Raw genomic sequence first — 25,001 nt, 5'->3', positions numbered from 1 at the left:
CATGAAGACTGAAACACGACAACCGGCCGTTCACCTCCCGGAACGCCGGTTGCCGACCAACGAACAGGATGAACGCCCATGTCCGCCGATTCCCGCATTCAGGCCATCACCGCCCGCATCGTCGAACGTTCCAAGCCCTACCGCGAGACCTATCTCGAGCGGCTGCGGCTGCAGGTCTCGAAGGGCGTTCACCGTTCCGTGCTTTCCTGCGGCAATCTTGCGCATGGATTTGCCGTCTGTTCCCCCGCCGACAAGGACATCCTTGCCGGCGACCGGGTTCCAAACCTCGGCATCATCACCGCCTATAACGACATGCTCTCGGCGCACCAGCCCTATGAGACCTTCCCCGCGATCATCCGCGATGCGGCAAAAGAAGCGGGTGGCATAGCGCAGGTGGCAGGCGCGGTTCCCGCCATGTGCGATGGCGTGACCCAAGGCCAGCCGGGCATGGAGCTTTCGCTGTTTTCCCGCGACGCCATCGCCATGGCGGCCGGCATCGGCCTGTCGCACAACATGTTCGACGCCGCTGTCTATCTCGGTGTCTGTGACAAGATCGTGCCCGGCCTCGTCATCGCAGCCCTCGCCTTCGGCCATCTGCCCGCCGTCTTCGTTCCCGCAGGCCCGATGACATCCGGCCTGCCGAATGACGAGAAGTCGCGCGTGCGCCAGCTTTATGCCGAAGGCAAGGTCGGCCGCGCCGAGCTTCTGGAAGCGGAATCGAAATCCTATCATGGTCCTGGCACCTGCACCTTCTACGGCACCGCCAATTCCAACCAGATGCTGATGGAGATCATGGGTTTCCACATGCCCGGCTCCTCCTTCATCAATCCCGGCACGCCGCTGCGCGATGCGCTGACGCGTGAAGCTGCCAAGCGTGCGCTGGCGATTACCGCGCAGGGCAACGAGTTCACCCCGGCAGGCGAGATGATCGATGAAAGATCCGTCGTCAACGGCGTCGTCGGCCTGCATGCGACGGGTGGCTCCACCAACCACACAATGCATCTGATCGCCATGGCGCGCGCCGCCGGCATCATCCTCACCTGGCAGGATATTTCCGATCTCTCCGACGTCGTGCCGCTGCTCGCCCGCGTTTATCCCAACGGCCTTGCCGATGTGAACCATTTCCACGCCGCCGGCGGCATGGGCTTCCTCATCAAGCAGCTTTTGAAACAGGGCTTCGTGCATGACGATGTGCGCACCGTCTTCGGACAGGGCCTCGAGGCTTATACCGTGGATGCCATGCTTGACGAGAAGGGCGCGGTTGTCCGCCAGCCCTCCCCCGAGCAGAGCCACGACCCGAAGGTGCTTTCCAGCATCGAGACCCCGTTCCAGCCAACCGGTGGTCTGAAGATGCTGACCGGTAATCTCGGCAAATCGGTTATCAAGATTTCCGCCGTCAAGCCGGAACGTCACATCATCGAAGCGCCGGCTATCGTGTTCCACGACCAGCAGGAGCTTCAGGACGCGTTCAAGGACGGCAAACTCAACCGCGATTTCATCGCCGTCGTCCGCTTCCAGGGGCCGAAGGCCAATGGCATGCCTGAGCTGCACCGCCTGACACCGCCGCTCGGTGTGCTGCAGGATCGCGGTTTCAAGGTGGCGCTGGTGACCGACGGGCGCATGTCCGGCGCTTCCGGCAAGGTGCCGGCCGCCATCCATGTCACGCCGGAAGCCTCCGATTGCGGCCCGATCTCGCTTATCCGCGACGGCGACATCATCCGTCTGGACGCAATCTCAGGCACGCTGGAAGTGCTGGTTTCCGCCGCCGAACTGGCGAAACGCGAACCGGCGCGGGCCGATCTTTCCGGCAATGAATGGGGCATGGGCCGCGAGTTGTTCGCCCCCTTCCGCCGCAATGCCGGTCCGGCCGATCAGGGCGCCAGCGTTCTGTTCCATTGATTTTTGATGGGCGAAGGCCGGGTGCGGCTTTCGCCTTTCAACCCCACTTTGCGGTATCGCCTGAATGCACCTCTCATCGCCGAGAGCTGGTGCAGAAACCGCTTTATTTCCCATGTCTTAAACGTCAGACTTGTCATGCGGCTGTGATGATCGCCCGTTAGGGCCTTCTCAGCCGGCCGCGGGACGGCGGTATAGTTTCGGATGATGGGGCCTGACATGACGATATTCTCAAGCAAACGCCGCGATGTGCTGAAGCTTATGGCGGGCACCGCCCTGTTGCCGCTGATGGTAGCGGCAAAGCCAGCGCTAGCGCAGGACGTGGCGCTGCGTGCAATCGTCATCTCCGACCTGCATTCGGCCTATGAGCGTATCGGCCAGCTTCTCGCAGCCATCGAAACGCGCATCGCCGCCGACAAGGCGCCCCATATCGTCTTGCTGAACGGCGACCTTTTCGAAATCGGCAATGCGGTGGCCACACGGTCTGCCGGGGAAATCGAATGGACATTCCTGGCGGCGCTCGCAAAGCTCGCCCCCACCGTCGTCAATATCGGCAATCATGAGCCCGATATCGACAACGATCTCGCCAATTTCGTAAGCCGCGCCCAGGCGCTCGGCATCACCGTGCTGTCCAACATCGTCGACAAGCGCAGCGGAAAGCCTTTTGCTCCTGGTAGCGCCGAAGTGAATGTCGGCGGACAGAGAGTCGTCGTTACGGGTCTCGCCACCAACGCGATCAACACCTATCCAAAGACGACGCGCGAGACGCTCGACATTCCGCAGCCGGTCGAATGGGCCAAGGCCAATCTTCCCGGCATCGTCAAGGCGGGTGCGATCAACATCGTTATGAGCCATGCCGGTGTCGTTGCCGACCGCGATATCCTGCCCCTGCTGCCGGACGGCACGTTGATGATCGGCGGCCATGACCACCTGAACTTCGTGCATGAACAGGGCGCGACCCGATATATTCACACCGGCTCCTGGTGCACCTCCATGACGATTGCGACCATTGCGACACCCGGCAAGGCGGCTGCCATGGAAACGGTCGCGATCGACCTCAATGCGCCTGCCTCCCCGGCTCTCAAAACGCTGATCGAGCAGACGCTCGAAAAGCACCTGACGGCGGAAGAGCGGGCCATCGTCGGTAAAAGCGCGAAGGCGATGAACGTCGATGAGGCGGGCTGCCATGTGGCGCAGCTCATCGCCGCAAAAACCGGCGCGGATGTCGGCTTCATTGCCCATACCTCGCTGGGCGCGGGCCTGCCTGATGGCGATATTCGCCGCTATGATTTTAATGCCTCGGTGCGTTTCGACGGCACGCTGATGGTGACGGAAGTGGATGGCGCGGCGCTTGCCCAAATCCTCAAGCGCTGCAACCAGCACGGCGACATTCCGCTCGCCGCGCGCACCGGCGATTATCTTTACGCCATGCCGGAAAAGCCCGAAACGAAACAGCGCTACAAACTCGTCTGCAACGACTGGTCCGCCATCAATCAGCAAAAATATTTCGGCCGCAGCGATCTTGCCTTCACGGAAGTGCCAGAGTTGAAGTTGAAGCAGACGGTTCTGGGTGGGCTCTCTTAAGCCCACTTCATCACATTGCCTTCAGAACGACCGGATATCGAGCTTCCGGTCTCTATGCGCCGGATGCGTGCTGAACACGAAAATGCGGTCCAGTTCCTTCTGCGTCAGCATGCGCAGGAAGCGGACGTGGATGGTGTTGTTGGCGTTGACGCGCAACATCACGCAGCCGATCTTGGTGATGCGGGCGTCGGGAATATCGAGATAGAACTGGTTCGGCAGGTTATATTTCGTCAGCAGAGCCAGTACCGCTTCGGTCTGCGAGATGCGGATGACATCGCAGCGGCGCGCCGCCATGTGCATCACGGCCTTTTCGGTATATTCGATGCGTGCGGCGTTCATGGTATCTTCCATGCGAAACCGGCTTTCGCGGTCATACATGAAGGATTCTTCCTTGCTCAGGTAATGGTTCCTGATGACACCCGTACCGCTCTGCACGCCCAGACTCCCATGCTCGATCAATGGATTGAGACTAGGTCATAGTCTTTAACAATTCATATCAGCGCAGGCTTAAACAGACCGGAAGCGGGACATTTCCGAGATTTTTCCACAGCGGTAAAAAGGTCAGCCCAAACCCCGGAACGAGGAGGTTCCGGGGCATGGTTTCGGTATCGACGGCGATTAGCTGCGATAGGTCTTACCCTCGGCGTCGAATAGGTGGAGCTTTTCCTGCGGTGCCGCAAAACGCAGGGTTTCGCCCTTGCCGACGGAAACGATGCCCGGCACCTTGACGATAATCGGTTCCTGCCCCTTGGGCGCTTCGAGATAAAGCAGCGTCACTTCGCCCAGCGCCTCGACGATCGCGACTTTTCCCTCGAAAAGATAATCGTCCCCGGTGACGATGCTCAGATCTTCCGGCCGGACACCGAAGCTCGCAGCCTTGCCCTTTTCGGTTGCGGGCGTCGGAACATAAACGGCGAGCGTCTTGCCGCCGGCAAGTTCGATGGAGGTCCTCTCACCGGTTTCGGTGATCTTTGCAGCGATGATGTTCATGGCGGGCGAGCCGATGAAACGCGCCACGAAAAGATTGGCCGGTCTCTCGTAAAGTTCGAGCGGCGCACCCACCTGTTCCACACGGCCCGCATTCAAAACGACGATACGGTCCGCCAGCGTCATCGCCTCCACCTGGTCGTGGGTGACGTAGATCATCGTCGTATCGGCCATCTGCTCGTTGAGCTTGGCGATCTCGATGCGGGTGGCGACGCGCAGCGCCGCATCGAGGTTCGACAGGGGTTCATCGAACAGGAAGACCTTAGGATTGCGGCAAATGGCGCGGCCGATGGCGACGCGCTGGCGCTGGCCGCCGGAGAGCGCCTTTGGCAGCCGCTCCAGATATTGCGTCAGTTGCAGGATTTCAGCGGCGGCGCGAACGCGGCGGTCGATCTCCTGCTTGTTCTCTTTCGCGATCTTCATGCCGAAGGCCATGTTGTCGTAAACCGTCATATGCGGATAGAGCGCATAGGACTGGAACACCATGGCGATACCCCGCCGCGATGGCGGGATTTCGTTGACGAGCTGGCCGTCAATATACATCTCGCCGCCGGTGATTTCCTCCAGACCGGCGATCATGCGCAGCAGCGTCGATTTTCCGCAGCCCGAGGGACCGACGAAAACGATGAATTCGCCCTGTTCGATCTGAAGATCGATGCCGTGCAGGACCTTCACCTGCCCGTATGATTTGCGGATATCCTTGAGAACGAGACTTGTCATGGGTGTTCCTCCCTCATCTGTCAGGCGTAACGGGCGAAGAATGCGCCCCATGCCGGAAGTTCTACGCTTCTGCCTTCAAGACCGCCTGCAAAGCCGTGGCCTTCGAGAACCTCCCAGTTCCCTTCCGGCAGCGTCGCCTTTGCCGGCGTTGCGGACAGATTGAAGAGGCAAAGCACGGTTTCATTGCCGAGTGTGCGGGTGTAGCTTAGCACTTCGCCCTCAACCGGCTGGAATTCGATGCCGCCCTTGGCAAAAGCGGGATGCTTTTTGCGGAAGCTCAGGAAGCGGCGATAATGTTCCAGCACCGAGGCCTCGTTGCCCTGCTGGGCGCTGACGGCGCGCTGCTTGTGCTCGGCCGGAATGGGCAGCCACGTCTTTTCCGACGTCGAGAAGCCCGCCTGGGCATGACCGGCATCCCACACCATCGGCGTGCGGCAACCGTCGCGGCCCTTGAATTCCGGCCAGAACTGGATGCCGTAGGGATCCTGCAAATCTTCAAAAGCGATGTCCGCTTCGGTGAGGCCGAGCTCCTCGCCCTCATAGATGCAGACGGAACCGCGCTGCGTCATCAAGAGTGCCGAAAGCACCTTGGCGAAGGCGTCCTTGTCCTCGACATGCTCGCCCCAGCGGCTGACATGGCGCACGACATCGTGGTTGGAGAAAGCCCAGCAGGCCCAGCCTTCCGGTGCGGCTTTCGCAAAATCCGCCTGCACATCGGCGACGCGCTGCGGAGTGAGCGCATCGGGGGCGAGGAATTCGAAGGCGTAGCACATCTGCATCTTGTCATCGCCGGATGTATATTCGCCGACGATTTCGAGGCCGCGCTGGCTGTCACCGACTTCGCCGACGGCGGCGATGTCAGGGAACTCGTCCAGCACCGCGCGGAAGCGCTTCAGGAAGGCGATATTTTCCGGGCGGTTCTTGTCGTAGAGATGCTCCTGGAAGTTATAGGGATTGACCGCCGGAGCCGTGGAGGCGTTGCGGCGCTCCGGCGCGAGCGCCGGGTTGTCGCGCAGCTCGAGGTCGTGGAAATAGAAATTGATGGTGTCGAGGCGGAAACCGTCGACGCCGCGCTTCAGCCAGAAACGGGTGATGTTCAGCAGCTCTTCCTGCACTTCCGGATTATGCAGGTTGAGGTCAGGCTGCGAGGTCAGGAAGTTGTGCATGTAATATTGCATGCGGGTCGGATCCCACTGCCAGGCGGAACCGCCAAAGATCGACAGCCAGTTATTGGGCGGCGTGCCGTCCGGCTTGCTGTCCGACCAGACATACCAGTTCGATTTCGGATTGCTGCGGCTGGCGCGGCTTTCCACGAACCACGGGTGCTGGTCCGAGGTATGCGACATGACGAGGTCGATCATGACGCGGATACCGAGGCGATGGGCCTCGGCGATCAGGCCGTCGAAATCGGCAAGCGTGCCGAACATCGGATCGACATCGACATAATTCGAGACGTCGTAACCGAAATCCTTCATCGGCGAGGTGAAGAAGGGCGAAATCCAGATCGCGTCGGCACCCAGATTGGCGATATGCGCCAATCGGTCGGTGATGCCCTTGAGGTCGCCTATGCCGTCGCCATTGGAGTCCTGATAGGAGCGCGGGTAAATCTGATAGATAACAGCGCCGCGCCACCAGTCCTTGTTGGGCGTCAAAGCGGAAGTCACCGAAGCGGTCATGGAAGTGTCCTGTCTGGTATGGGCGTTCATGGAATGATCAGCCTCCCTTGACGGAGCCTGCGAGCAGGCCACGCACGAGATAACGTTGAAGGGCGAAGAAAACGCAGAGCGGCACGACGATGGTGACGAAGGCCGAGGCGGTGAGGATTTCCCAATTGCCGCCGCGCGAACCGAGCAGCGCGTTCAAGGCGCCGGTCAGCACCAGCTCGTCCTTCTGCGTACCGAGGAAGACCATGGCGACAAGCAGGTCGTTCCAGGTCCACAGGAACTGGAAGATGGCGAAGGAGGCGAGCGCCGGGAAAGAGAGCGGCAGGATGATCTTGACGAAGATTTCAAAATCGCTCGCGCCATCCACGCGGGCGCTTTCGATGATCTCTTTCGGCAGGCCGGAAATATAGTTGCGCAGCAGATAGATGGCGAGCGGCAGGCCGAAGGCGGTATGCGCCAGCCAGATGCCGGCATAGGTCTTGGACGGCACGCCGAAGATGGTGCCGATTTCATTATAGAGCCTGAGAAGCGGGATCAGCGACATCTGCAACGGCACGACGATCAGGCCCACCACCATGGCAATCAGGAGATTGCGGCCGGAAAAGCTCATCCATGACAGCGCATAGGCGGCGAAGGCGGCAATCAGGATCGGGATGACGGTTGCCGGCACGGCGACGGTGAGCGAGTTGACGAAGGATTGGCCGATGCCTTCCGAGGTCAGAACCGTGCGATAATTATCGAGTGTGAAGACGGGCGGCGTCGCGACGGAGATATAGACGCGCTTGCCGCGAGAGCCTTCAAAGCTCGAGGCCTTGCTATATTCGTAGCTGCCGTCCGTATTAACGAGCAATGTTTCGCCGTCACCGATATCGGCCGCCTCGCCGGCTTTGAACGCCGTGGGCTCCTGTACGCGAACGCCGAAGGCCGCGACCTTGCCGCCCTGTCCGTTTTCGAAAACATTGCCCGATATGACATAGCGGCTGCCGTCCTGCTTCTGCACCGAAGCATCGGCGAGGCGAACCGCCGAGGTCTGTTCGGAACTGGAGAAGGCCGTCCACCAACCGGAGACCGTGATCTGGTCCTTGTCGCGCAGCGAGCTGACGAGAATGCCGAGGGTTGGCAGGAGCCAGAGCAGCACGACGACCAGAACGCTGGCATGGACGATGAGGCGCGGCAGGCCGACGCGGCGAAGGCGTTTGAAAATATTCATCTCAGCGGCCCTCCATCTCACGGTTCGCCTGGCGGATGTTCCAGACCATGATGGGGGTGACGGCCGCCATGATGATGAGCGCGATGACCGCACTTCGGCCGCTGTCGCCACCGCCGCGGAACATCCAGTCGAACATGAGATTGGCGAGGACCATGGTGTTCCATTGGCCGTTGGTCATGGTCAGCACGATATCGAAGACCTTGAGCACGAGAATGGTGATCGTCGTCCAGACGACGGCGATGGTGCCCCAGATTTGCGGAACCATGATCTTCCAGAAGATCTGCCAGCCATTGGCCCCGTCGATGACGGCCGCCTCGATGGTTTCTTCAGGGATGCCGCGCAGCGCCGCCGACAGGATGACCATGGCGAAACCGGTCTGGATCCAGATGAGGATGATCATCAGGAAGAAATTGTTCCAGAAGGGCATGGAAATCCAGACTTCGGGATTGCCGCCGAAAAACTCGACGATGGCGTTCAAGAGGCCGATCTGCACCTGCCCTTCGGCACGGTATTCATAGATGAATTTCCAGATGACGGAGGCACCGACGAAGGAGATCGCCATCGGCATGAAGACGATGGATTTGGCGATATTGCCCCACCAGATGCGGTCGGTCATGACGGCGATGACGAGGCCGAAAAAGGTGCAGGCGGCCGGCACGACGGCGAGCCAAAGGATATTGTTGAAGATCGACTGCCGGAAACCGGCATCGAAAAACGCCCAGCGATAATTGGCAAGACCGACGAATTCGCTGCCGGTCCGGTCATAGAAGGACAGGATCAGCGTGGCGATGACGGGGTAGACCAGATAGACCAGCAGGAGGATCAAAGCCGGGCCGATGAACAGCCAGGGCCGGACCGCCGCGCGGCGATTGAGGTTGCGGGATGCCTGCAGCACGTCTCCCGAGCGGACCGGAAAGATCGCCTGAAGCACCTTGTCGGATAGCCAGTAATAAGCAGCGCAGGCAAAGACCCCCGCCACCATCACGCCGATGGCCGAAACGAGTTGTTGAGCCATGTTCCCTCCCTTGATCCTCTCCGCGCCGCGCTGATTTATGCGGTCGTCGGGGCAGCGCCCTTGGTAAGGGCCCGGCAGCAAACCGCCGGGCCTGATCCGATATCTTTACTTCAGGCCGTCCCAGGCCTTCTGGATATCGCTCGCGACCTGATCGGCGGACTTGCCGCCGACGAAATCGATCATGCCGGTCCAGAATGCACCGGCACCGATCTTGCCGGGCATGAGGTCGGAACCATCGAAGCCGAAGCTTGTCGCGGTCGTCAGGATTTCGCCCTGTCGCTTCATCTGCTCATTGGCATAGGCATCGACATTCACACCCTTATAGGGCGTGAGGAAGCTGGACTGCGCCATCCACACTTCATGGGCGATCGGGGTCTGCAGGAATTCGACGAATGCCTTGGCGGCAGGCGCTTCCTTGGTGATGGTGACCAGCGTGCCGGCACCGAGAACCGGCTTGCCGAGGTCAGGCTTGGACGCGTAAGTCGGCATGTAGAAGAAATCCGCATCCGTCCCCACTTTGGTGCCTTCCGGGAAGAAGGACGGAATGAACGACGCCTGATGGTGCAGGTAGCACTTCGGCGGAATGTCGAAGAGGCCCTTGGGGCTGTCGCGGAAGTCGGTGGAGGCCACGGCCGCGACGCCGCCGCTCACATATTTTTCGTTCTTGGCGAATTTGCCGAATTCGTTAATCGCCTCGACCACGGCCGGATCAGTGAATTTGACCTCGTTGGTCGTCCATTTTTGATAAACGTCGAGCGGCTGGGTGCGCAGCATCAGGTCTTCCACCCAGTCCGTTGCCGGCCAGCCGGTTGCCCCGCCGGAACCGAGACCGATGCACCAGGGCGTGCCGCCATCGGCAACGATCTGGTCCGTCAGCTTGAACAGGTCTTCCATGCTCTCGGGCACCTTGTAGCCCGCTTCCTCGAAGTTCTCAGGCACGTACCAGACGAGCGACTTCACATCCGCCTTGAAAGGGAAGGCGAAATAGGCCTTGTTGCCGTCCTTGCCCTTGTAGCTGCCGAGATCGACCCAGGACTGGCCCGCGCCGTAATTTTCCTTGACCCAGTCGGCGGTCTTGTCGCCGAGCGGCACGAGGAAGCCCTTGGCGGCCAGATCGGCCAGAAGGCCGGGCTGCGGCAGAATGGCGATATTGGGGGGCGAGCCGGCCTGCGTATCGATGACGATCTGCTGCTCGTAATTTTCCGACGAGGAATAACGGACGTTCACGCCGGTCGCATCGGCGAAATAGGCAAGCACCGACTGGAACAGGGCCTCGTCTTCACCGCGCCACGGGCCGAAAATCGTCAGCGTCTGGCCTTTCAGGTCGGCATGGGCCGCTTTGAAGTCCTCGTAGCTTTTCCAGTTGAACTTGGCGTCGCCGCCGGGTGCAAACTTCAGGTCGGCGGCAAAGGCCGCACCGGACAGCAAAGCCATGACGGCGGCCGTCGCCAAAAGAGTCTTCTGCATGTGATTTACCTCCCATCACATAAAAGGCTCAAAGCGTCCTCTCCAATCAAAGCGCTTTGGCTGCCTATTCATCTCATTGTCATTAAGACGGAGTCAAGAGGCTCTTTCTGCGGAAACGTTGCAGCGCCCTATGAATAGTCATATTTAATTCGGAAGGCGGCTATCCTTTTCGATTGAGAAATGCGGTGGAGACTGGTAAAAATCTAAAGCGCTTTGGGAATTGAGGAGAGGCTTTGCCGTATTCTCGGGCGCGCGCATGGAGGAAATGAGAGACATGAACCTGAAACAGTTGTCGCAACTGCTTGGCATTTCGCAGACGACCATCAGCAGGGCGCTCAACGGCTATCCGGAAGTCAGCGCCGAAACGCGCCGCCGCGTCATGGAGGCTGCCGAAAAGACAGGCTATCGCCCGAATGCGGCCGCGCAACGGCTGGCGACAGGTAAGGTCGGCTCCATCGGGCTTGTCATGCCGATTGGCGAGCATCACCGTTCCGACGTGCATTTCGGCGAATTCCTGAGCGGTCTCGGTGAGGAGGCATCACGCAGCGGCTTTCATCTCGTGATCATGCCGACCGAGCCGGAAAAAGAGCGCGAAGCCCTGCGGGGGCTCGCCGCAAGCGGCAGCGTCGATGGCATCTATCTCGCCTATATGAAGAAGAACGACCCGCGCATCGCCATGATGCAATCGCTCTCCCTGCCCTTCCTCGTGCATGGCCGCTCCGTTGGCGTGGAGGAGGATTATCCCTATCTCGACGTGGACAATGAGGGTGCGTTCCGCGATGCGACCCAGCTTCTCCTCCAGCTTGGCCATACGCGGATCGGGCTTCTGAACGGTCCGGAGGGTTATGATTTCACCTACCGGCGCTGTCTCGGGGTGGAAAAGGCGCTTTCGGCAAATGGCCTGACATTGCATGCGAACAACAAGAGACACAGCAGCATGACCGATGAGGAAGGTTATCTCGGCATGGAGGCCTTACTGTCACGCCCGGAAAAACCGACCGCTATTCTGTGCGCCAGTACCGCGCTTGCGCTCGGCGCGATCCGTTCGCTCAACCAGCGGGGCTTGAAACCCGGCAAGGATATTTCGCTGATCGCCCATGACGACGTGCTGCCACTTTTGAAGCCCGATAATTTCTCCGTGCCGCTGACCACCACCCGCTCATCACTCCGGGCGGCCGGGGTGCGCGTGGGCCAACGCCTGATCAATCGCATCAAGCTGAACCACACGGAACCGCATCAGGAACTCTGGAAGGCGGAACTTGTGGTGCGCGCCTCGACGGGGCCGGCTCCGAAAACGTAAAGGCTGGCCTCCATCCCCCGGCCGTCATACCGGCCTTGAGCCGGTATCCAGCCAGCCCAAGTCCTTGGGCTGAAAAGAGTCGTCTCGCCGCGCAGACGCGCGTCGGCTGGATTCCGGCTCAAGGCCGGAATGACGGAAGTGAGGGCGCAGCGCACAAAAATCGCTGTGCCGTGTAGTTCGATTGAACGCGACAGGCTTAAAACTTCGGCGCAGCCTGTCCCTGCGCGCGATGGGCGGCGATGACGGTGTTGGCCATCAACATGGCGATCGTCATCGGGCCGACGCCGCCCGGAACGGGCGTGATGGCGGCGGCAACGGCGCTCGCCTCGTCATAGGCGACATCGCCCACCAGCTTCGACTTGCCTTCGCCTTTTTCCGGCGCCGGAATGCGGTTGATGCCGACATCGATGACCGTCGCGCCGGGCTTTACCCAATCGCCCTTCACCATCGCCGCGCGGCCGACCGCCGCGACGAGAATATCCGCCGTCTTGCAGATGCCGGCCAGATCCTTGGTGCGTGAATGCGCCATGGTCACCGTGGCATTGGCATTCAGCAGAAGTTGGCCCATCGGCTTGCCGAACAGGTTGGAGCGGCCGATGACCACGGCGTTGAGACCGGAGAGGTCTTCGCCGTGAATGCCGCGCACCAGAAGCATGGCGCCGGCAGGCGTGCAAGAAATGAGACCGGTTGCGAGATCGCCGGTCGCGAGCTTACCGGCATTCAGCACGCTCAAGCCATCCACATCCTTCTCGGGCAGGATCGACTGGATGATCTCATCGGAATTGAAGTGTTTCGGCAGCGGCAGCTGCACCAGAATGCCGTGAATGGAAGCGTCGGTGTTCAGTTCGCCTACCAGCTTGAGGAGTGCGGCCTGCGTGGTTTCCTCCGGCAGCGTGTGCTGGATGGAGTTGAAACCGCATTGCTTGGCCATCTTGCTCTTGGAGTTCACGTAGGCATGGCTGGCCGGATCGTTTCCGACGATGACAACCGCGAGACCGGGCTTTACGCCCTTTTCCGCCTCAAGCGCTTCTGCCGATTTGCGGACCGCCTCCGTTACCGAAGCCGCCTTCGCCTTCCCGTCAATCACAACTGCCATGCGTCCTGCTCCTGCTGGGTTACGTAGGCTCCGTATGGTGCCCCCTTCGCAGGAATGCAAGCGAAAATGCGGCGTTTTCAGGCTGTTTTGCGGTAGTCTTCGCGGCGATCGGCGTAATCGGCAAGACGCTCTCTCAGGAACGCCAGTTCGCGTCGCAATTCCATCAGTTCCTCAGCTTCGGCCTGGGCATGGTCGAAGTCCCCGGCCAAGGCTTCGGCCAGAAGCGGTGGAAGTCCGGAAGAGGCCGGATCAGCACTCCTGACCGTGCGGTTGCCCATCAGGACCTGCCGCACGCGCTCGTCCAGCGGCATGTCGTCGTCGTCATTGACGGCCTCGCCGTAATAATCGGCAAAGCCGTCTTCCTCCGGCTTGATGTCCTCGGCGGCGACGTCCGGCAGATCGTCGAACACAGCCGGCTCGATCGGTTCGAATTCGGAAATCTGCAGAGACTCGACCGGCGGCTCGACGGAGGATGGAAGTTGCGCACCCGCTTCAATGAGCAATGCACCCTCCTCTTCCTCGTCATGGCGACGGTAGCTCAGGAGATAAAGACTGCCCATCAGGCCGATCAATGCACCGCCGCCCGCCAGCATGGCAGCTTGCGTCAGATCGCGGGTCAACTCGCCGGGGGCGGCCTTTTTCACCAAACGGGTCTCGACCGCGGGCGTGGCGGATGCGGAGAGGTCGCGGCGCTCGCTTGCCTCGAGATAGACATTTCGCGCCGTTTCCAGTTCGCCCTGCAATCTGGAGAACTCGCCGGGGGCGACACCGAGTTCGCTCAGGCGGTCAAGGTATTTCTTTTGCTCGCCATTGGCGGTCGCGATCTCCTGAGAGATGCGCTTTTCATCCGCCCGCAGGCCTTCCAGCAATTGCCGCAATGCGGGGGCGGCAAGCGCCTGTGCGGCATCCACCGCATTCTGGGCGGCGATGCGGCGGGGGTGTTTCGGGCCGTAATCGACCGAAACCGCAGCAAGCGCCATGCTGGCGGTCGAGTACTTCTGCCTGATATCCTCAAGCGCCGAAAAACCCACGCCGGCCGGCAGAGGCTTCGCAAAGACATCATTCGGCTTCAGCGCTGAAGCCGCCGTCAGATCGGCCTGAACGGACACTTGCTGCCGGGTGGTTCGCGCCAGATTGTCGTTTACGTCGCGCAGCTGCTGTTCGAGTTGCTGCGCCTCGGCCATCACGGCATCACCGTGGCGCATCTGGAAACCGTTCAGCGCGGCTTCCGCCTCATCGAGCCTTGTCCGCGCCCTCTCCGTCTCGCGCATGGCGGGCGTCATGGTGCCGGCCTTGCCATCGGCGATCACGCGCATCGAAAGATAATCGGTCAGCCGCATGGCGGTTTCCGGCGTTGCGGCCTTGCCGGTCACGATCAGCGTATTTTCATCCGGAGTGAGTTCCAGCCGGATCGCTTCGCCCACCGCACCGTTCAGCGCCTCGCGCTCGGATAGCGGACGCGCATCCGCGCCGGTCAGAAGGTCGAAAAGCAGGCCAAGCTCACCCTGATTGCGAACGCCGACCATATCGGCGGACTTCAGCTTGAGATCGGCGGTTATACGGTCGAGCCCGGAGGGTGAAAGCAGGGTACGACGCGCCATCGCGAGAAAACGGGCAGCATCGGGGGCATCGTAAGCGGTCTGGGAGACCTCGATCCGGGCCTGCGAAACATAACCGCGAAAGCCCGAATCGACGAGCAGAAGCGGAAGGGCAGCCCCGGCAACGGTGGCGGCGGCGATGCAGCCGGACGTCAGGAGCCGCCGACAATGTCTGCGCCATTGCGATACGGGCACAGCGACATCATCCTCGTCAGGGCGGATCGCCATCATGTCCGGATTGTCATCAACCATCTGAAGCCGTCTGCCGCCCTCGGTGCCGCCCGTAACGGGCGACTGTCAAAACCTTACGAGAGGTTAAAGGATCGTGGCAAACAAATGGTTAACGCAACGCCTGCGAGAACGGCATCAGCTCTTGCCGAGCGCGATGTGCCAGGGTTCGGCGCAGAGGCTGTAGAGCCAGCTCATGTGAAGCTTGCGGAAAATTTCCGGCATGCCGGCCACTTCCGAAGACAGGACCTTGAACAGCGGGCCAACCGCGATGGTGACCCGTGCATTCTCACGGCTGACGGTGCGGTGCAGCCATGTCTCCTGGTTTTCCTTCGACATTCCCGCCAGCAGAATATCCACCTTGACGCCCGATGCATCGCGGTTCAGCATGACGAAATCGTGCCAGGGCGCGTGCGCCCGCAACCTGGCGAGAACTTCGCCGATCTGCGCCGCATCATCTCCCGCCACACCGATACGCTTCGGCACGGCCATATAGGTCAGAAGCGCCATCACAAAGGCGACGCCGTCGATGGGCGCAGACAAAGGCTCACCATTCTCGCTGCGCGCGGCGACCCTCATTGCCTTGCCCTGCGGCAGAAGCAGGCAGCTTTCCAGAATCTGCCGGTAGACGTTGTCCCTGAGCGAAAGCTTCGCCTTTTCGATGGTGAGAAAGGACAGCATCGTGTGTCCTTCACAGGCAGACGCCCTGCCGCTGACCAATTCCAGCGCCCCATTCCAGTCGAGATCACAGACGCGCAGTCCGTGGATATTCCGTTGCGATTCCGGCCGCGCGAAACCTGACGCGAAACTCATTGCCAACCCCCAAATGCCAAACCCATCGCCACCGATCCAATGCATGGTCTGCGGGATGGTGGTTCATGGGCTTGTTATACAGGTGGAGGTTGAATTTAGCTTGAAAGCAATCTCTAGAATGCCTGGGGATACTGCAAGAGATAATTAACCAGAAGGATGCTCCGCACCCCTATCCGGCCGACGCCCCTCGCCTGCTGGTCGTCAGTGGCTTGGCGCCGCTTCTTTGCCGGCTTCGGCCTTCTCGCCCTCGACGAGCTTGACCGAACGGGGCGTGCCATTGCTGTTCTGCTCGCGGATGTCGGCTTTCGACAGATAATCGAGCTGTTCAATCAGCACGTCCTCGACCACCTCGTCATCGAGCCTTTTGTTCAGCCCCTCGCGGATGCGCTGCTTGAAGGCTTCGGGATCGAAGGTGGAAATATTGGCGATATTGACCATGGAAGAACCCGCAAGCAGCGTGAACAGTTCATCGGTCATCAACTGCGTTGCCGGCAGCTCGATCTTCGCCATCTTGGTCTTGTCGACGCGCAGCGAAATGCGGCTGAGGAAATAGCCGTTTACCCCGCCATCATTGATGACGGGGATCGTGATGCTTTCGCCCTTGACCAGTTGCAGATTGGCCTTTTTCGCCCCCGCCTCATCCGGCGCGGGCGCCGTCGCCAACTGGACGGAGAAATACACCGCGCCGAGCGTGACGGCGCAAACCCAGACGCCAGTGAGAAGAAGCTTCAACATCAGGAGGCTGCGCCGTACATGAACTGTTCCTGCGAATAGGTGCCGTCCGTATCGGCTTCCTGGATCGCGTTCTTCAAGAGGTCCGCGACCGCGCGAACCGCATTCAGATGCGCCTCGACGCGGCTGGCATTGGTGGCGAGCTTGGACTTGATGCCCTTGACCTGCTCCATGTAACCGGCGGCGATTTCCTCGCGCGGCGTATCGCGGAACAGCATCGTCAGCTCATAGAGGCAACGGCTCTTGTGGGCGTTGGAGACCTTGAAATCGAACTGGGGGTCCTTACCGATATTGTCGTTCTCGTTGTCGATGATCATCTCAAGGCGGCCGAGAACGGATTGGATACGGTGGTCGTTCGACATAAGGTCCATGCTTGTCTCCTCGTTAAGGTTTTTCATTCTCAAGCCTCGTCCGTTTTCTCATTGGAAACGCCGAGGACCTGCCGCTCGAACTCCGCCACCATCCGAATTGCAGCATTATTGTCTTTTTCATTCATCGATACGTCGGTAATGCCTTTGCTTTCAGCCTTCCGAAGCGCATCCTTGTAAGCCTGTTCCGCGATGCCGACGCCGCCATTTCTGGAAATCGTGTCGGCAAACTGTTCGGCCATCATGCTCTTCCAGATCTCGCCGGCATTGCCCTTGCCGTAAACTTCCTCGCTGTCTTTCGGCAGCATGTTGGCCACGAAGGTCTGGAGCACCGAGGCTTCATATTTACGGTATGTTTCCGGGATTTCGGTGCGGGCCGCGCGAATATTGGTGTCGCCGAGACCGGCCTTCGAGGAGGCGCCATCCAGCATGTCGACCGCGGCGCCAAAGCCCTTGCCGGCATCGGCAAGGCTGGTTGCGGCAAAAGCCGCCTTGTTCGCCTTGAGTTTTTCCTGGGCGACCTGAACTTCCTGGGGGTCCGCAGCGCGAACCACATCCATCACCAGATCACTTATCACCGATATCGCCACGTCCAGATCTCCCGAGCTGACGAATGGGCGGCACAGAAAGCCGGCGCATCCGCTCCATCAAGAAACATCGCCGGAGACGTCGTCAAAAACGCCCGCGATGCAACAATGGGACAGACTATGGATCGCCAACCTTGCTGGAGGCTGGTGTGTGGGAAACATTCGTAATTTCTAACAAATCATAGATTGCATTATCGTCGGCCTCGCGGTCCTCTAGATCGCGCGCAAGGTGCATCCTGTCCTCCAGCCGGTCAGCCTTGGTCTTTTCCTTCAGGACCTTGTTTTCCTGAAATTGCTGAACGCCTTCAAGCTGGCGGTCCTGGACGACGAGACGGCCGTAGCGGTCCGAATAGTGCCGGGAAAATGTCTGGTGCACCGGTTCCATGGAACTCATGGCCTCCAGCACGTTCTCCATGGATTGCGCAACTTCCGCCCGTGTGCGGGTGGTATCGGCCAGTTCCACCTCGGCCATTTTTTCCATGTGCCGCTGGACTGTTACCAGACGCTTGAGTTTGGCCGAGCGCTTGTCCGAAGCCATCGCATTTCCCCCGATCAAAAGCCGATGAAGACGGGCCCGAAACCATCCACGAATTGGCGGATGAGGGCCGCGACCGACAGGTAAAGCATGAAAAGACCACCCGCGAGAACGAAGGGTGTCGAGATAAAGAAGACCGGAATCTGCGGCGCGAGCTTGTTGATGAGGCCGACCGCGACGTTGAACATCAAGCCGTAAATCACGAAGGGGCTGGCAAGCCGCAGCATGATCGAAAAAGAGGCTCTGAGCGTATCGGTCAGCGTAATCAGCATCTTCTGGCCGCTGATCAGCGCGCCGACCGGCGTGGCGGTGTAGGAATCCACCAGCGCCTTGAGGACGATGTGGTGGAAATCGAATATGAACAGAACCAGCAGGCCGCCGAAGGTGATGAAGTTGGATATCTGGTTTTCCTGCACGTCTTCGATCACATCGGCCCCGCCCGGCGCACTGAGACCGATGGAAGCGCCGATGAGCGCACCGGTGAACTGGAAACCGAGGGTGTAGAACCGCGCGATCAGGCCATACATCGAACCGATGACGACCTCTGTGAAGATGAGGCCGACGACCGTGCCCTGGCTTGCGCCGGAAACTTTCGGATAGATCGTGTCCCACAGCACGGGCAGAAGCGCCATGGACACCGCGACGCACAGAAGCATGCGAATCTGCGGCGAAATGCGCGAGCTTGAAAAGCCCGGCATGGTCATGAAGCATGCGCCGATACGGCAGATGGCAAGGAACAATGCAATGATTGTCCCCTGCGGGTCGGTTATCATGAAATGGCGCCCAGAATCTTGATCTCGAGACCCTTGGCCAGTTCCACATGCGAAAGAACCGGCAGGGTCGCAAAGAGTCGCTCGATAATCATGCGCACATAGGACCGCGTTTCCGGCGAGGTTACAAGGACAAAGGGCAGGCCGCGATCCATGAATTCACGGATAACTTTGGATGCCTGCTCGGAAAACTCCTCAAGATGGCGGGGATCGATGTCGAATTCGACGATTTCGCCCTTCTGGTCGCGCTTCAGCGCCTGATGGAAGACCATGTCCCATTTGTTGCCGAGGCGCAGGACGCGCAACACGCCATTGTCGGCAAGATCGCCGCAGAGCTGCTGCGACATGCGCACCCGCACATGTTCGACGATCTGTTCCGTCTTGCGCACATGCGGCGCAAGTTCGGCGACCGCTTCGAGAATGAGATGCAGGTTGCGGATTGAGACGCGCTCGGCGAGCAGCAGTTTCAGCACCGCCTGCAGGCCGGAATAGGACATGTGCGAGGAGCAAATCTCGTCGGCCAGCTTCTTGTATTCCGGATCGAGCCTGTCGATGAGGATTTTGACGTCCTTGTAGGACAGGAGCTGCGGCAGGTTGTTGCGGATGACTTCGCTCAGATGCGTCAGCACCACGGAGACGTTGTCGATCGGATGGAAGCCTTCGCGCTTCAGATCCTCGGTGAAGGTCTCAAGAATGGAGACGGCGGGCATGCCGAAAGCGGGTTCGCGGATTTCGTCGCCGGGAATGCTCGGCTTGCGCCCTGCCCCGGTCACGACCAGCACGTCGCCGACGCGCAGGTTGCTGGATGCGATGGTCGTGCCGTGAACGCGAATCTGATAGGCTTTTTCCGGGATCATGATGTCGTCGGAAACCTTGATCTCGGGTACGACGAAACCGTATTGGGTCGCGAATTTTTTGCGCATCTTGCCGACGCGGAAGGCCAGTTCCTGATGCGCCCCGAGAAGGCGGGTGGAAACCTGCTTGCCGAGCGCCAGTTCGATCTCGGCCGTCTTCAGCACCTGCTTGACCGAATCCTTTTCCGCCTCGGTGGTCTGCAGAACCTTGTTCTCCTCTTCCTGACGCCGCAGCGCGCTTTCGGCCTCCGCCTGGCGCGGAATATACCAGCTGCCGAAGGCCATGATGCCGCCGAGGAAGATGAAGGGCAGGAAGGGAAGGCCCGGAATGATGGCGAGCAGTCCCATCAGCATGGCCGAGACCATCAGCGCGCGCGGATAACCGCTCAGCTGGTTGACGACCGCCTGGTCCGTCGAGCCGGCGGTGCCGCCGCGCGAGACCAGAAGGCCGGCGGCCAGCGATACGATCAGGGCCGGGATCTGCGAGACGATACCGTCACCGACCGAAAGCTTGACGAAAACGTCGGCCGCTTCGCCAATGGGCATGCCGTGGCGGAAATAACCGATGATGATGCCGCCGAAAATATTGATCGCGGTGATGATGAGGCCGGCAATGGCGTCGCCGCGCACGAATTTCGAGGCGCCGTCCATCGAGCCGAAGAAGGAGCTTTCCTCTTCCAGCTCGCGGCGGCGGCGCTGCGCTTCCTTTTCGTCGATGATGCCGGCGGACAAATCCGCATCGATCGACATCTGCTTGCCGGGAATGGCGTCCAGGGTGAAACGTGCGCCGACTTCGGCGATACGCGTCGCACCCTTGGTGATGACGATGAAGTTGACGGTGATCAGGATCAGGAAGACGATCAGACCGATCACGAAATCGCCGGACATGACGAGGCTGGAGAAGCCCGCAATCACCCCGCCCGCCGCCGTCGGCCCTTCATTGCCGTGGGAGAGGATAACGCGCGTCGTCGCGATGTTCAGCGACAGGCGGATCATCGTCGCGATCAGCAGCACGGTCGGGAAGGACGAGAAATCCAGCGGCCGCTGAATCCAGAGCGCCACCATGAGGATGAGGACCGAAAGCGCAATCGAAAAGGCCAGACCGATATCCACCAGCATGACCGGAATGGGCAGGAAGAGAACGCAGAGGATCGCCACGATGCCCAGTGCGAAACCGATGTCACGCGTGCTCGGACTGACCTTGGGCAGGGAGATGACTGGTGGTTGCGCCATAAATTCGTCCTGTCTCTTCATGAGAAGGGCGACGGAAAAGCCGTCGCACGGTTCCGTAACAACGGTTTTCGAAAAGCGCACGCAATTCGGCCCGATGCTTTGCGCCTATCCCTAGCGGCTGAAGCTTGCGCGAAGGTGGCATCCGCAGCGGACGGCGTCAGAAGCCGGACTGGATGCGGGAAAAGACGAGATTGGAAAAGAGCGATATCTGCGCGCCCACAAAGGGCGCGGCGACGCCGAGCACGAGCATGATCGTGACGATCTTGGGAACGAAGGTCAGCGTCATTTCCTGAACCTGGGTCAGGGCCTGAATGAAGGCGATGACGACACCGACGATCATGGCGGCGAGAACCGCGGGACCGGCCGCGACGAGAACCGTCCAGACAGCCGCCTGCATGATGTCAAGCGCATCGGCCTCGTTCATCGTCGCATCCTTAATCCGGAAAGGCGGCGTCATGCCGCCTCTTCAATGTCAGGAACCGGTCGCGCTATCCGAATCGGTTCCGCTATCAGATGTACTCGTAATCGGGCCGTTGGAGAAGGTCACGCCGGCCTGCAGCAGCACCTTGTCACCAGCTTCGGTGATGGCGACAACGCCGTCCGAATAGACCTCGACTTCCTTCACCACGCCGGTGACGGTGTCGTCGGCGCTCTTGACCGTCTTGCCGACCAGATCGGAGGCGCGCGTCAGGGCTTCCGCCTGCAGCATGCTCTTGAGATGGGTGTTGGTCTTGATGGTCTGCTCGACCTGCGAGAAGCTTGCGAGCTGCGACATCTGCTCGCCGGCATCCATCGGGCTGGTCGGATCCTGGTTCTTCATCTGGGCGATGAGGAGCTTCAGGAAGCTGTCGTAGTTCAGCGACGCCGCGCTGCCGTCGGAGCTGCTCGCCCCGGCATTGGCCCAGGGATTTGACGCTGCCGAAGTGACTGCATCTACCGCCATGGTGCTATCTCCTTGCGAATCTGCTCGATCGTTGCGGGGGTCATTTCCTGATTGTTGAGGATTTTTTCCTCGATCGGGTAGAGACCGCGAATGGCCTTCAGCGCTTCGAAAGCCTTGCCCGAGGCAACCAGCCCGTCGATCCGCTTGAGTTCCGCCAGAACCTCGTCATGCTGGAAGCAGTTCAGGAGCATGCTGACCGACTTGCGGAACATGTTGGTGGACTGGTCGCGCCCTTCCGGGTTGATGAGGATCATCTGCGCGATGAAATAAAGCTGTCTGAGCGGCGTCGTCGCCTGATCGGGCTGCAGAACGTGGTTTTCAAGCAGAAACGTGACATCGTTCAGGAATTCGAGCGCCACCTTGCGATCCACACGCAGAACCGCGCCGTTGATAAAAATCTTTTCGCCCGATTTCAGCGAAATCCGAAGTGTACTTTTCATTTAAGTCCATCCCTGATGATGGTTGTCACGTCAATTATGCCCTGGAAATTCGTCGACTGACGTTTCCGGATCAGTTCGCACTCTTTCAATATCCAGATCGCGATGGAAATCAGATTGGCCCTGAGCTCCATGGCAAGCTGGTTGTCGGGTTGCTTGAGATCCTCAATGAAGCGAATCCAGACCCGTCGAGTGTAAAAAAGCGCTTCGATCGTGTGGCGCTGCGAAGAGGAATCCCTTGCCTCCACCAGAAGGTCGATCGATTTTGTCAACGCCTGCCGCTCGCGATCCTTCGCGTTGGCGACACCATCCTCCATGATTTCGGCGTAGGAAAACTGGTACATTCATGTATCCTTTATCTGCCGCCACCCCTGTTCATCAGAGGTAGTTCACCAGACTCATTTTTTGCAGACGCGACGTGAGGCTGTATGCGATTTCAATCTGCTGCTGCAGCAGATCGAGGCGGGTCTTCGCCTCGTAGGTATCGATCCCCTCAATATCCAGCAGATGCGTTTCGATGATCTTCTTCTGGGCTGCCAGCGAATCATTGGCCTTCGAAACGCGGCTTTCCGAAAGGCCGAGCTGGCTTTGCTGCTGGTTCAGGCCACTGATGGCGGTGCCGATATTGGTCACCGATTTGGTCGCCACCATTTCGCGAACGCCGCTATCCACCTTTTCGTCGAGGAAGGTCATCGCCGTCATCGCCGTCAGTGCAAAATAACGCATGCCCTGCGAATTGCTGTTGCTGGAGGTTTCCACGACCTCGTTCTGGCTGATGCGGCTCGTCATGTTGGTGTCGCTCGCCTTGGAGCCGAAAGTCGTCCAGAAATCGTAGTTCTGGCCGGCCGTCAGGCTGCTATGGGGCGGGTTCGTTACCGTCGTGGTGCCGTTGAACACACCTTCGATATGGGTCATGAAGGCTTCGGCCTGGGTCTTGGACAGGCCGGTGATGTCGCCAACCGCCGGCGTCTGCGCCGCCATGAATGCGTTCAGCTCGGTCTCATAGGCTTCCTTCAGGGTAGACCCTTCAGCAAAATAGTCATCGACGGGCTTTACATCCGTATTGATGCCGGAGAACAGAAACTCGCCATTGACCGCCGTATTGGCGAAGCTGGTGAAATTGTTGAAGGCATTCGAGATGGTTTTGGCAACCGTCGTCAGCGTTGGCGCTTCGCTGCTGGTGTTGGGGACGAGAACCTTCTGAATTTCCTGTGCGGCCTGCGCCATGCCGTCCAGCGCCGTCTGCGAGGATTTGAGGCGTTGCGTTGCAATCGAATTGACGCTCACCAGCGAAGAGATGCGGTCGATATCGCGATTGAGATCGAGGCTGCGGGCGGTGTTGGCGCCAAGCGTCACGCCGAGATCGGCATGCTTGCCCGTCGTCAGCTCGGTATTGAGATTGGTCATCTCGAGCTGAGCCTTGAGGATGGTGCTGCGCATGCTGTTCTGCATCGCCAGCGATGAAATGAATGACGTTTTCATCGTTTACCTCACCATGTCCATCAGGGACTTGAGCATTTCGTCAACGGTCGTCACCAGTTTGGTCGCGGCCTTGTAGGATTGCTCGATATCCATGAGCAGCGACAGTTCCTCGTCCAGACTGACCGCCGTATTGTTCGAATAGGACGTGGCGGAGCGCTCATAAAGCGCGCTTTTCGCTTCGTTGGCAGAAGTCGCGCCGGAACGTTCCTGTTCGAGCCACCCCATCGAGTTGGTGCCGTATTTCAGGATGCTGGTATTCGTATCGATACGTGTCGACGCGGCAAAATTCATGGGCGCGTCGAAAGCAGTAACATAGCTGCGGATCAGCTCGGAGAAACCGGTTCCCCCCGACGCTGCGGTATTGATCACGTAATCGGTACCGTTGATACCGCCATCGCGCAACAATTCCGGATTGCCACCTTTGGAAATAATTAACGCCGGGTTGACGGTAATGCTGGCTGCGAGCCCGGGAGAGACAATCCCGTCGGCCGGAATGGTCGTCGCCGCCGGCGAGCCGTAGGTGAAGAGACCCGGCATATCCGGCAGGCCGCTGGTCGCGTCGGCCGGCTTTTCCGCAAACATGGTGATGAGGCCGCGGGCGATTTCGTCGAGCTGGCTCTGCATCGTCGGCGCCAGGTCGTCACGAACCTGCATCAGGCCCTGAAGCGAGCCCTCAGACGTCGTGTTGCTGCCGCTTCCTGCCTTCAGCGCTACGCCATCGACATAGATTGCGTTGCCCGTGGTCGTCGCATCATAGCCCGGCTGCGTCTTGAAGGTGACGCTGCGCGGCACGATTTCGAACAGCGTCGCGCCATCCGTCGTATAAAGCGCCACATCGTTGTTGGGACGATTGACGACATTGATGCCGATGATGGAGGAAATATCCTTCAGAAGCGTCTCGCGCTGATCGAGAGCGTCGCTTGGATCGCCGCCTATCGCCGTCTGCGCCTTGACCTCGTTATTGGCTTCCTCGAACTTCGCAAGCAGCCCGTTCAGCTTGTCGACCTGAAGGGCGATTTCCTTGTCGGCGCGCAGACGCATCGCCTGCAATTCGTTCGAGGCCTTGTTCAGGGAACTGGCAACATCGGTGGCCGAGGTGACGGCCGTTGCGGCCAGAGCGGCATCGCTCGGCTTGGCGGCGTAAGCGTCCAGGCTCTTCAGCAGTTCCTTCATATAGGTGGCCGGCGAACTCTCATAATCGTTGCCGCCGAAAATGCTCTTCATTTCCTCAAGGCCGGTCAGAACCGTACTCTGGCCGGAAGCGAGAGAAGAGCTGGAAATCGTCTGCCTGAGAAGACTTTCATTCTGGGCACGGCCGTTGGAGACGATACTCGCTCCAGCCATGGTCGTGCCGAGAATGGCGGTTCGCTTGACGTAGTTAGCATTGCCGACATTGGCAATGTTCTTGGAGGTAACGTCCGTCTGCTTACCTGTATTATTGAAAATCGACTGCGCAGTATTCATTGCTGACGTGAGCGACAT

The 25,001-nt window shown here is 59.7% G+C and carries 24 protein-coding genes; 3 read left to right on the top strand and 21 right to left on the bottom strand.

Going from position 1 to position 25,001, the window contains the following annotated elements:
* The first annotated feature begins 78 nt into the window (after positions 1-78).
* Together edd and ACQZ40_RS02735 are read left to right on the top strand one after the other, a co-directional pair.
* Complete coding sequence (edd, locus tag ACQZ40_RS02740; RefSeq protein WP_271044908.1) at positions 79-1,899, top strand: phosphogluconate dehydratase; 1,821 nt, start codon at positions 79-81, stop codon at positions 1,897-1,899.
* Between the two features lie 216 nt (positions 1,900-2,115).
* Positions 2,116-3,480: a metallophosphoesterase gene (locus tag ACQZ40_RS02735; RefSeq protein WP_448747351.1), complete on the top strand. Its 1,365-nt coding sequence runs from the start codon at positions 2,116-2,118 to the stop codon at positions 3,478-3,480.
* A gap of 21 nt (positions 3,481-3,501) precedes the next feature.
* Here ACQZ40_RS02735 and ACQZ40_RS02730 read toward each other — a convergent pair whose 3' ends face one another.
* The 6 genes from ACQZ40_RS02730 to ACQZ40_RS02705 form a co-directional block, all read right to left on the bottom strand.
* Positions 3,502-3,858, bottom strand: a complete 357-nt coding sequence (locus tag ACQZ40_RS02730; protein WP_035236048.1) for a hypothetical protein — start codon at positions 3,856-3,858, stop codon at positions 3,502-3,504.
* A 240-nt stretch (positions 3,859-4,098) separates the two neighbouring features.
* Positions 4,099-5,187: an ABC transporter ATP-binding protein gene (locus tag ACQZ40_RS02725; RefSeq protein WP_142844022.1), complete on the bottom strand. Its 1,089-nt coding sequence runs from the start codon at positions 5,185-5,187 to the stop codon at positions 4,099-4,101.
* A gap of 20 nt (positions 5,188-5,207) precedes the next feature.
* Complete coding sequence (gene bglA, locus ACQZ40_RS02720) at positions 5,208-6,863, bottom strand: beta-galactosidase BglA (RefSeq protein WP_059760843.1); 1,656 nt, start codon at positions 6,861-6,863, stop codon at positions 5,208-5,210.
* Between the two features lie 37 nt (positions 6,864-6,900).
* Positions 6,901-8,061: an ABC transporter permease subunit gene (locus tag ACQZ40_RS02715; protein ID WP_174043931.1), complete on the bottom strand. Its 1,161-nt coding sequence runs from the start codon at positions 8,059-8,061 to the stop codon at positions 6,901-6,903.
* 1 nt (position 8,062) lies between these two features.
* Complete coding sequence (locus ACQZ40_RS02710; protein WP_004432574.1) at positions 8,063-9,076, bottom strand: carbohydrate ABC transporter permease; 1,014 nt, start codon at positions 9,074-9,076, stop codon at positions 8,063-8,065.
* A 105-nt stretch (positions 9,077-9,181) separates the two neighbouring features.
* Entirely contained in the window at positions 9,182-10,543 is a 1,362-nt protein-coding gene (locus ACQZ40_RS02705) for an ABC transporter substrate-binding protein (protein ID WP_020812904.1), read from the bottom strand.
* Positions 10,544-10,817: 274 nt separating this feature from the next.
* Here ACQZ40_RS02705 and ACQZ40_RS02700 point away from each other — a divergent pair, with 274 nt between their 5' ends.
* Positions 10,818-11,843 carry a LacI family DNA-binding transcriptional regulator gene (locus ACQZ40_RS02700; RefSeq protein WP_448747350.1) on the top strand — a complete coding sequence of 342 codons (1,026 nt, stop codon included), beginning with the start codon at positions 10,818-10,820 and terminating at the stop codon, positions 11,841-11,843.
* A 196-nt stretch (positions 11,844-12,039) separates the two neighbouring features.
* Here ACQZ40_RS02700 and folD read toward each other — a convergent pair whose 3' ends face one another.
* The 15 genes from folD to flgK all read right to left on the bottom strand — a co-directional run bounded on the left by folD (position 12,040) and on the right by flgK (position 25,001).
* Positions 12,040-12,939: a bifunctional methylenetetrahydrofolate dehydrogenase/methenyltetrahydrofolate cyclohydrolase FolD gene (gene folD / locus ACQZ40_RS02695; protein WP_448747349.1), complete on the bottom strand. Its 900-nt coding sequence runs from the start codon at positions 12,937-12,939 to the stop codon at positions 12,040-12,042.
* Positions 12,940-13,016: 77 nt separating this feature from the next.
* A complete protein-coding gene (locus ACQZ40_RS02690) occupies positions 13,017-14,789 on the bottom strand; it encodes a hypothetical protein (protein ID WP_448747348.1) in 1,773 nt (590 codons plus the stop codon).
* Between the two features lie 114 nt (positions 14,790-14,903).
* Positions 14,904-15,578 (bottom strand): WecB/TagA/CpsF family glycosyltransferase, encoded by a 675-nt coding sequence (locus ACQZ40_RS02685; protein ID WP_448747347.1) that lies wholly within the window; start codon positions 15,576-15,578, stop codon positions 14,904-14,906.
* Between the two features lie 201 nt (positions 15,579-15,779).
* Positions 15,780-16,313 carry a flagellar basal body-associated FliL family protein gene (locus ACQZ40_RS02680; protein ID WP_448747346.1) on the bottom strand — a complete coding sequence of 178 codons (534 nt, stop codon included), beginning with the start codon at positions 16,311-16,313 and terminating at the stop codon, positions 15,780-15,782.
* On the bottom strand, positions 16,313-16,681 hold the full coding sequence (locus tag ACQZ40_RS02675; protein ID WP_026363659.1) for a hypothetical protein: 369 nt from the start codon (positions 16,679-16,681) through the stop codon (positions 16,313-16,315). Before ACQZ40_RS02675 ends, ACQZ40_RS02680 begins: the two co-directional genes overlap by 1 nt.
* Positions 16,682-16,710: 29 nt before the next feature.
* A complete protein-coding gene (locus tag ACQZ40_RS02670; protein ID WP_065654443.1) occupies positions 16,711-17,268 on the bottom strand; it encodes a rod-binding protein in 558 nt (185 codons plus the stop codon).
* A gap of 115 nt (positions 17,269-17,383) precedes the next feature.
* A complete protein-coding gene (locus ACQZ40_RS02665; protein ID WP_004432556.1) occupies positions 17,384-17,803 on the bottom strand; it encodes a hypothetical protein in 420 nt (139 codons plus the stop codon).
* A gap of 14 nt (positions 17,804-17,817) precedes the next feature.
* On the bottom strand, positions 17,818-18,573 hold the full coding sequence (fliR, locus tag ACQZ40_RS02660; RefSeq protein WP_020812910.1) for a flagellar biosynthetic protein FliR: 756 nt from the start codon (positions 18,571-18,573) through the stop codon (positions 17,818-17,820).
* Entirely contained in the window at positions 18,570-20,657 is a 2,088-nt protein-coding gene (flhA, locus tag ACQZ40_RS02655; RefSeq protein ID WP_004432552.1) for a flagellar biosynthesis protein FlhA, read from the bottom strand. Before flhA ends, fliR begins: the two co-directional genes overlap by 4 nt.
* A 157-nt stretch (positions 20,658-20,814) precedes the next feature.
* Positions 20,815-21,081, bottom strand: a complete 267-nt coding sequence (gene fliQ / locus ACQZ40_RS02650; RefSeq protein ID WP_003503352.1) for a flagellar biosynthesis protein FliQ — start codon at positions 21,079-21,081, stop codon at positions 20,815-20,817.
* 48 nt (positions 21,082-21,129) lie between these two features.
* Entirely contained in the window at positions 21,130-21,600 is a 471-nt protein-coding gene (flgD, locus tag ACQZ40_RS02645) for a flagellar hook assembly protein FlgD (RefSeq protein WP_065654445.1), read from the bottom strand.
* Positions 21,591-22,040, bottom strand: a complete 450-nt coding sequence (flbT, locus tag ACQZ40_RS02640; protein ID WP_003503362.1) for a flagellar biosynthesis repressor FlbT — start codon at positions 22,038-22,040, stop codon at positions 21,591-21,593. The genes flgD and flbT overlap by 10 nt, the downstream gene beginning before the upstream one ends.
* Positions 22,037-22,381: a flagellar biosynthesis regulator FlaF gene (gene flaF, locus ACQZ40_RS02635; protein WP_004432537.1), complete on the bottom strand. Its 345-nt coding sequence runs from the start codon at positions 22,379-22,381 to the stop codon at positions 22,037-22,039. The genes flbT and flaF overlap by 4 nt, the downstream gene beginning before the upstream one ends.
* A gap of 34 nt (positions 22,382-22,415) precedes the next feature.
* Entirely contained in the window at positions 22,416-23,519 is a 1,104-nt protein-coding gene (locus ACQZ40_RS02630) for a flagellar hook-associated family protein (RefSeq protein WP_065654446.1), read from the bottom strand.
* 3 nt (positions 23,520-23,522) lie between these two features.
* Positions 23,523-25,001, bottom strand: a complete 1,479-nt coding sequence (flgK, locus tag ACQZ40_RS02625; protein ID WP_065654447.1) for a flagellar hook-associated protein FlgK — start codon at positions 24,999-25,001, stop codon at positions 23,523-23,525.

Source organism: Agrobacterium sp. 16-172Ci (assembly GCF_053522725.1).
Note: the sequence above shows the minus strand (reverse complement) of the source record. Positions and strands in the feature narration are given on the sequence as shown.

What these genes read in the sequence shown, in the direction of transcription:
- edd (WP_271044908.1), top strand. Translation starts at nt 79, where the DNA reads ATGTCCGCCGATTCCCGCATTCAGGCCATCACCGCCCGCATCGTCGAA.
- ACQZ40_RS02735 (WP_448747351.1), top strand. Translation starts at nt 2,116, where the DNA reads ATGACGATATTCTCAAGCAAACGCCGCGATGTGCTGAAGCTTATGGCG.
- ACQZ40_RS02730 (WP_035236048.1), bottom strand. Translation starts at nt 3,858, where the DNA reads ATGTATGACCGCGAAAGCCGGTTTCGCATGGAAGATACCATGAACGCC.
- ACQZ40_RS02725 (WP_142844022.1), bottom strand. Translation starts at nt 5,187, where the DNA reads ATGACAAGTCTCGTTCTCAAGGATATCCGCAAATCATACGGGCAGGTG.
- bglA (WP_059760843.1), bottom strand. Translation starts at nt 6,863, where the DNA reads ATGACCGCTTCGGTGACTTCCGCTTTGACGCCCAACAAGGACTGGTGG.
- ACQZ40_RS02715 (WP_174043931.1), bottom strand. Translation starts at nt 8,061, where the DNA reads ATGAATATTTTCAAACGCCTTCGCCGCGTCGGCCTGCCGCGCCTCATC.
- ACQZ40_RS02710 (WP_004432574.1), bottom strand. Translation starts at nt 9,076, where the DNA reads ATGGCTCAACAACTCGTTTCGGCCATCGGCGTGATGGTGGCGGGGGTC.
- ACQZ40_RS02705 (WP_020812904.1), bottom strand. Translation starts at nt 10,543, where the DNA reads ATGCAGAAGACTCTTTTGGCGACGGCCGCCGTCATGGCTTTGCTGTCC.
- ACQZ40_RS02700 (WP_448747350.1), top strand. Translation starts at nt 10,818, where the DNA reads ATGAACCTGAAACAGTTGTCGCAACTGCTTGGCATTTCGCAGACGACC.
- folD (WP_448747349.1), bottom strand. Translation starts at nt 12,939, where the DNA reads ATGGCAGTTGTGATTGACGGGAAGGCGAAGGCGGCTTCGGTAACGGAG.
- ACQZ40_RS02690 (WP_448747348.1), bottom strand. Translation starts at nt 14,789, where the DNA reads ATGGTTGATGACAATCCGGACATGATGGCGATCCGCCCTGACGAGGAT.
- ACQZ40_RS02685 (WP_448747347.1), bottom strand. Translation starts at nt 15,578, where the DNA reads ATGAGTTTCGCGTCAGGTTTCGCGCGGCCGGAATCGCAACGGAATATC.
- ACQZ40_RS02680 (WP_448747346.1), bottom strand. Translation starts at nt 16,313, where the DNA reads ATGTTGAAGCTTCTTCTCACTGGCGTCTGGGTTTGCGCCGTCACGCTC.
- ACQZ40_RS02675 (WP_026363659.1), bottom strand. Translation starts at nt 16,681, where the DNA reads ATGGACCTTATGTCGAACGACCACCGTATCCAATCCGTTCTCGGCCGC.
- ACQZ40_RS02665 (WP_004432556.1), bottom strand. Translation starts at nt 17,803, where the DNA reads ATGGCTTCGGACAAGCGCTCGGCCAAACTCAAGCGTCTGGTAACAGTC.
- fliR (WP_020812910.1), bottom strand. Translation starts at nt 18,573, where the DNA reads ATGATAACCGACCCGCAGGGGACAATCATTGCATTGTTCCTTGCCATC.
- flhA (WP_004432552.1), bottom strand. Translation starts at nt 20,657, where the DNA reads ATGGCGCAACCACCAGTCATCTCCCTGCCCAAGGTCAGTCCGAGCACG.
- fliQ (WP_003503352.1), bottom strand. Translation starts at nt 21,081, where the DNA reads ATGAACGAGGCCGATGCGCTTGACATCATGCAGGCGGCTGTCTGGACG.
- flgD (WP_065654445.1), bottom strand. Translation starts at nt 21,600, where the DNA reads ATGGCGGTAGATGCAGTCACTTCGGCAGCGTCAAATCCCTGGGCCAAT.
- flbT (WP_003503362.1), bottom strand. Translation starts at nt 22,040, where the DNA reads ATGAAAAGTACACTTCGGATTTCGCTGAAATCGGGCGAAAAGATTTTT.
- flaF (WP_004432537.1), bottom strand. Translation starts at nt 22,381, where the DNA reads ATGTACCAGTTTTCCTACGCCGAAATCATGGAGGATGGTGTCGCCAAC.
- ACQZ40_RS02630 (WP_065654446.1), bottom strand. Translation starts at nt 23,519, where the DNA reads ATGAAAACGTCATTCATTTCATCGCTGGCGATGCAGAACAGCATGCGC.
- flgK (WP_065654447.1), bottom strand. Translation starts at nt 25,001, where the DNA reads ATGTCGCTCACGTCAGCAATGAATACTGCGCAGTCGATTTTCAATAAT.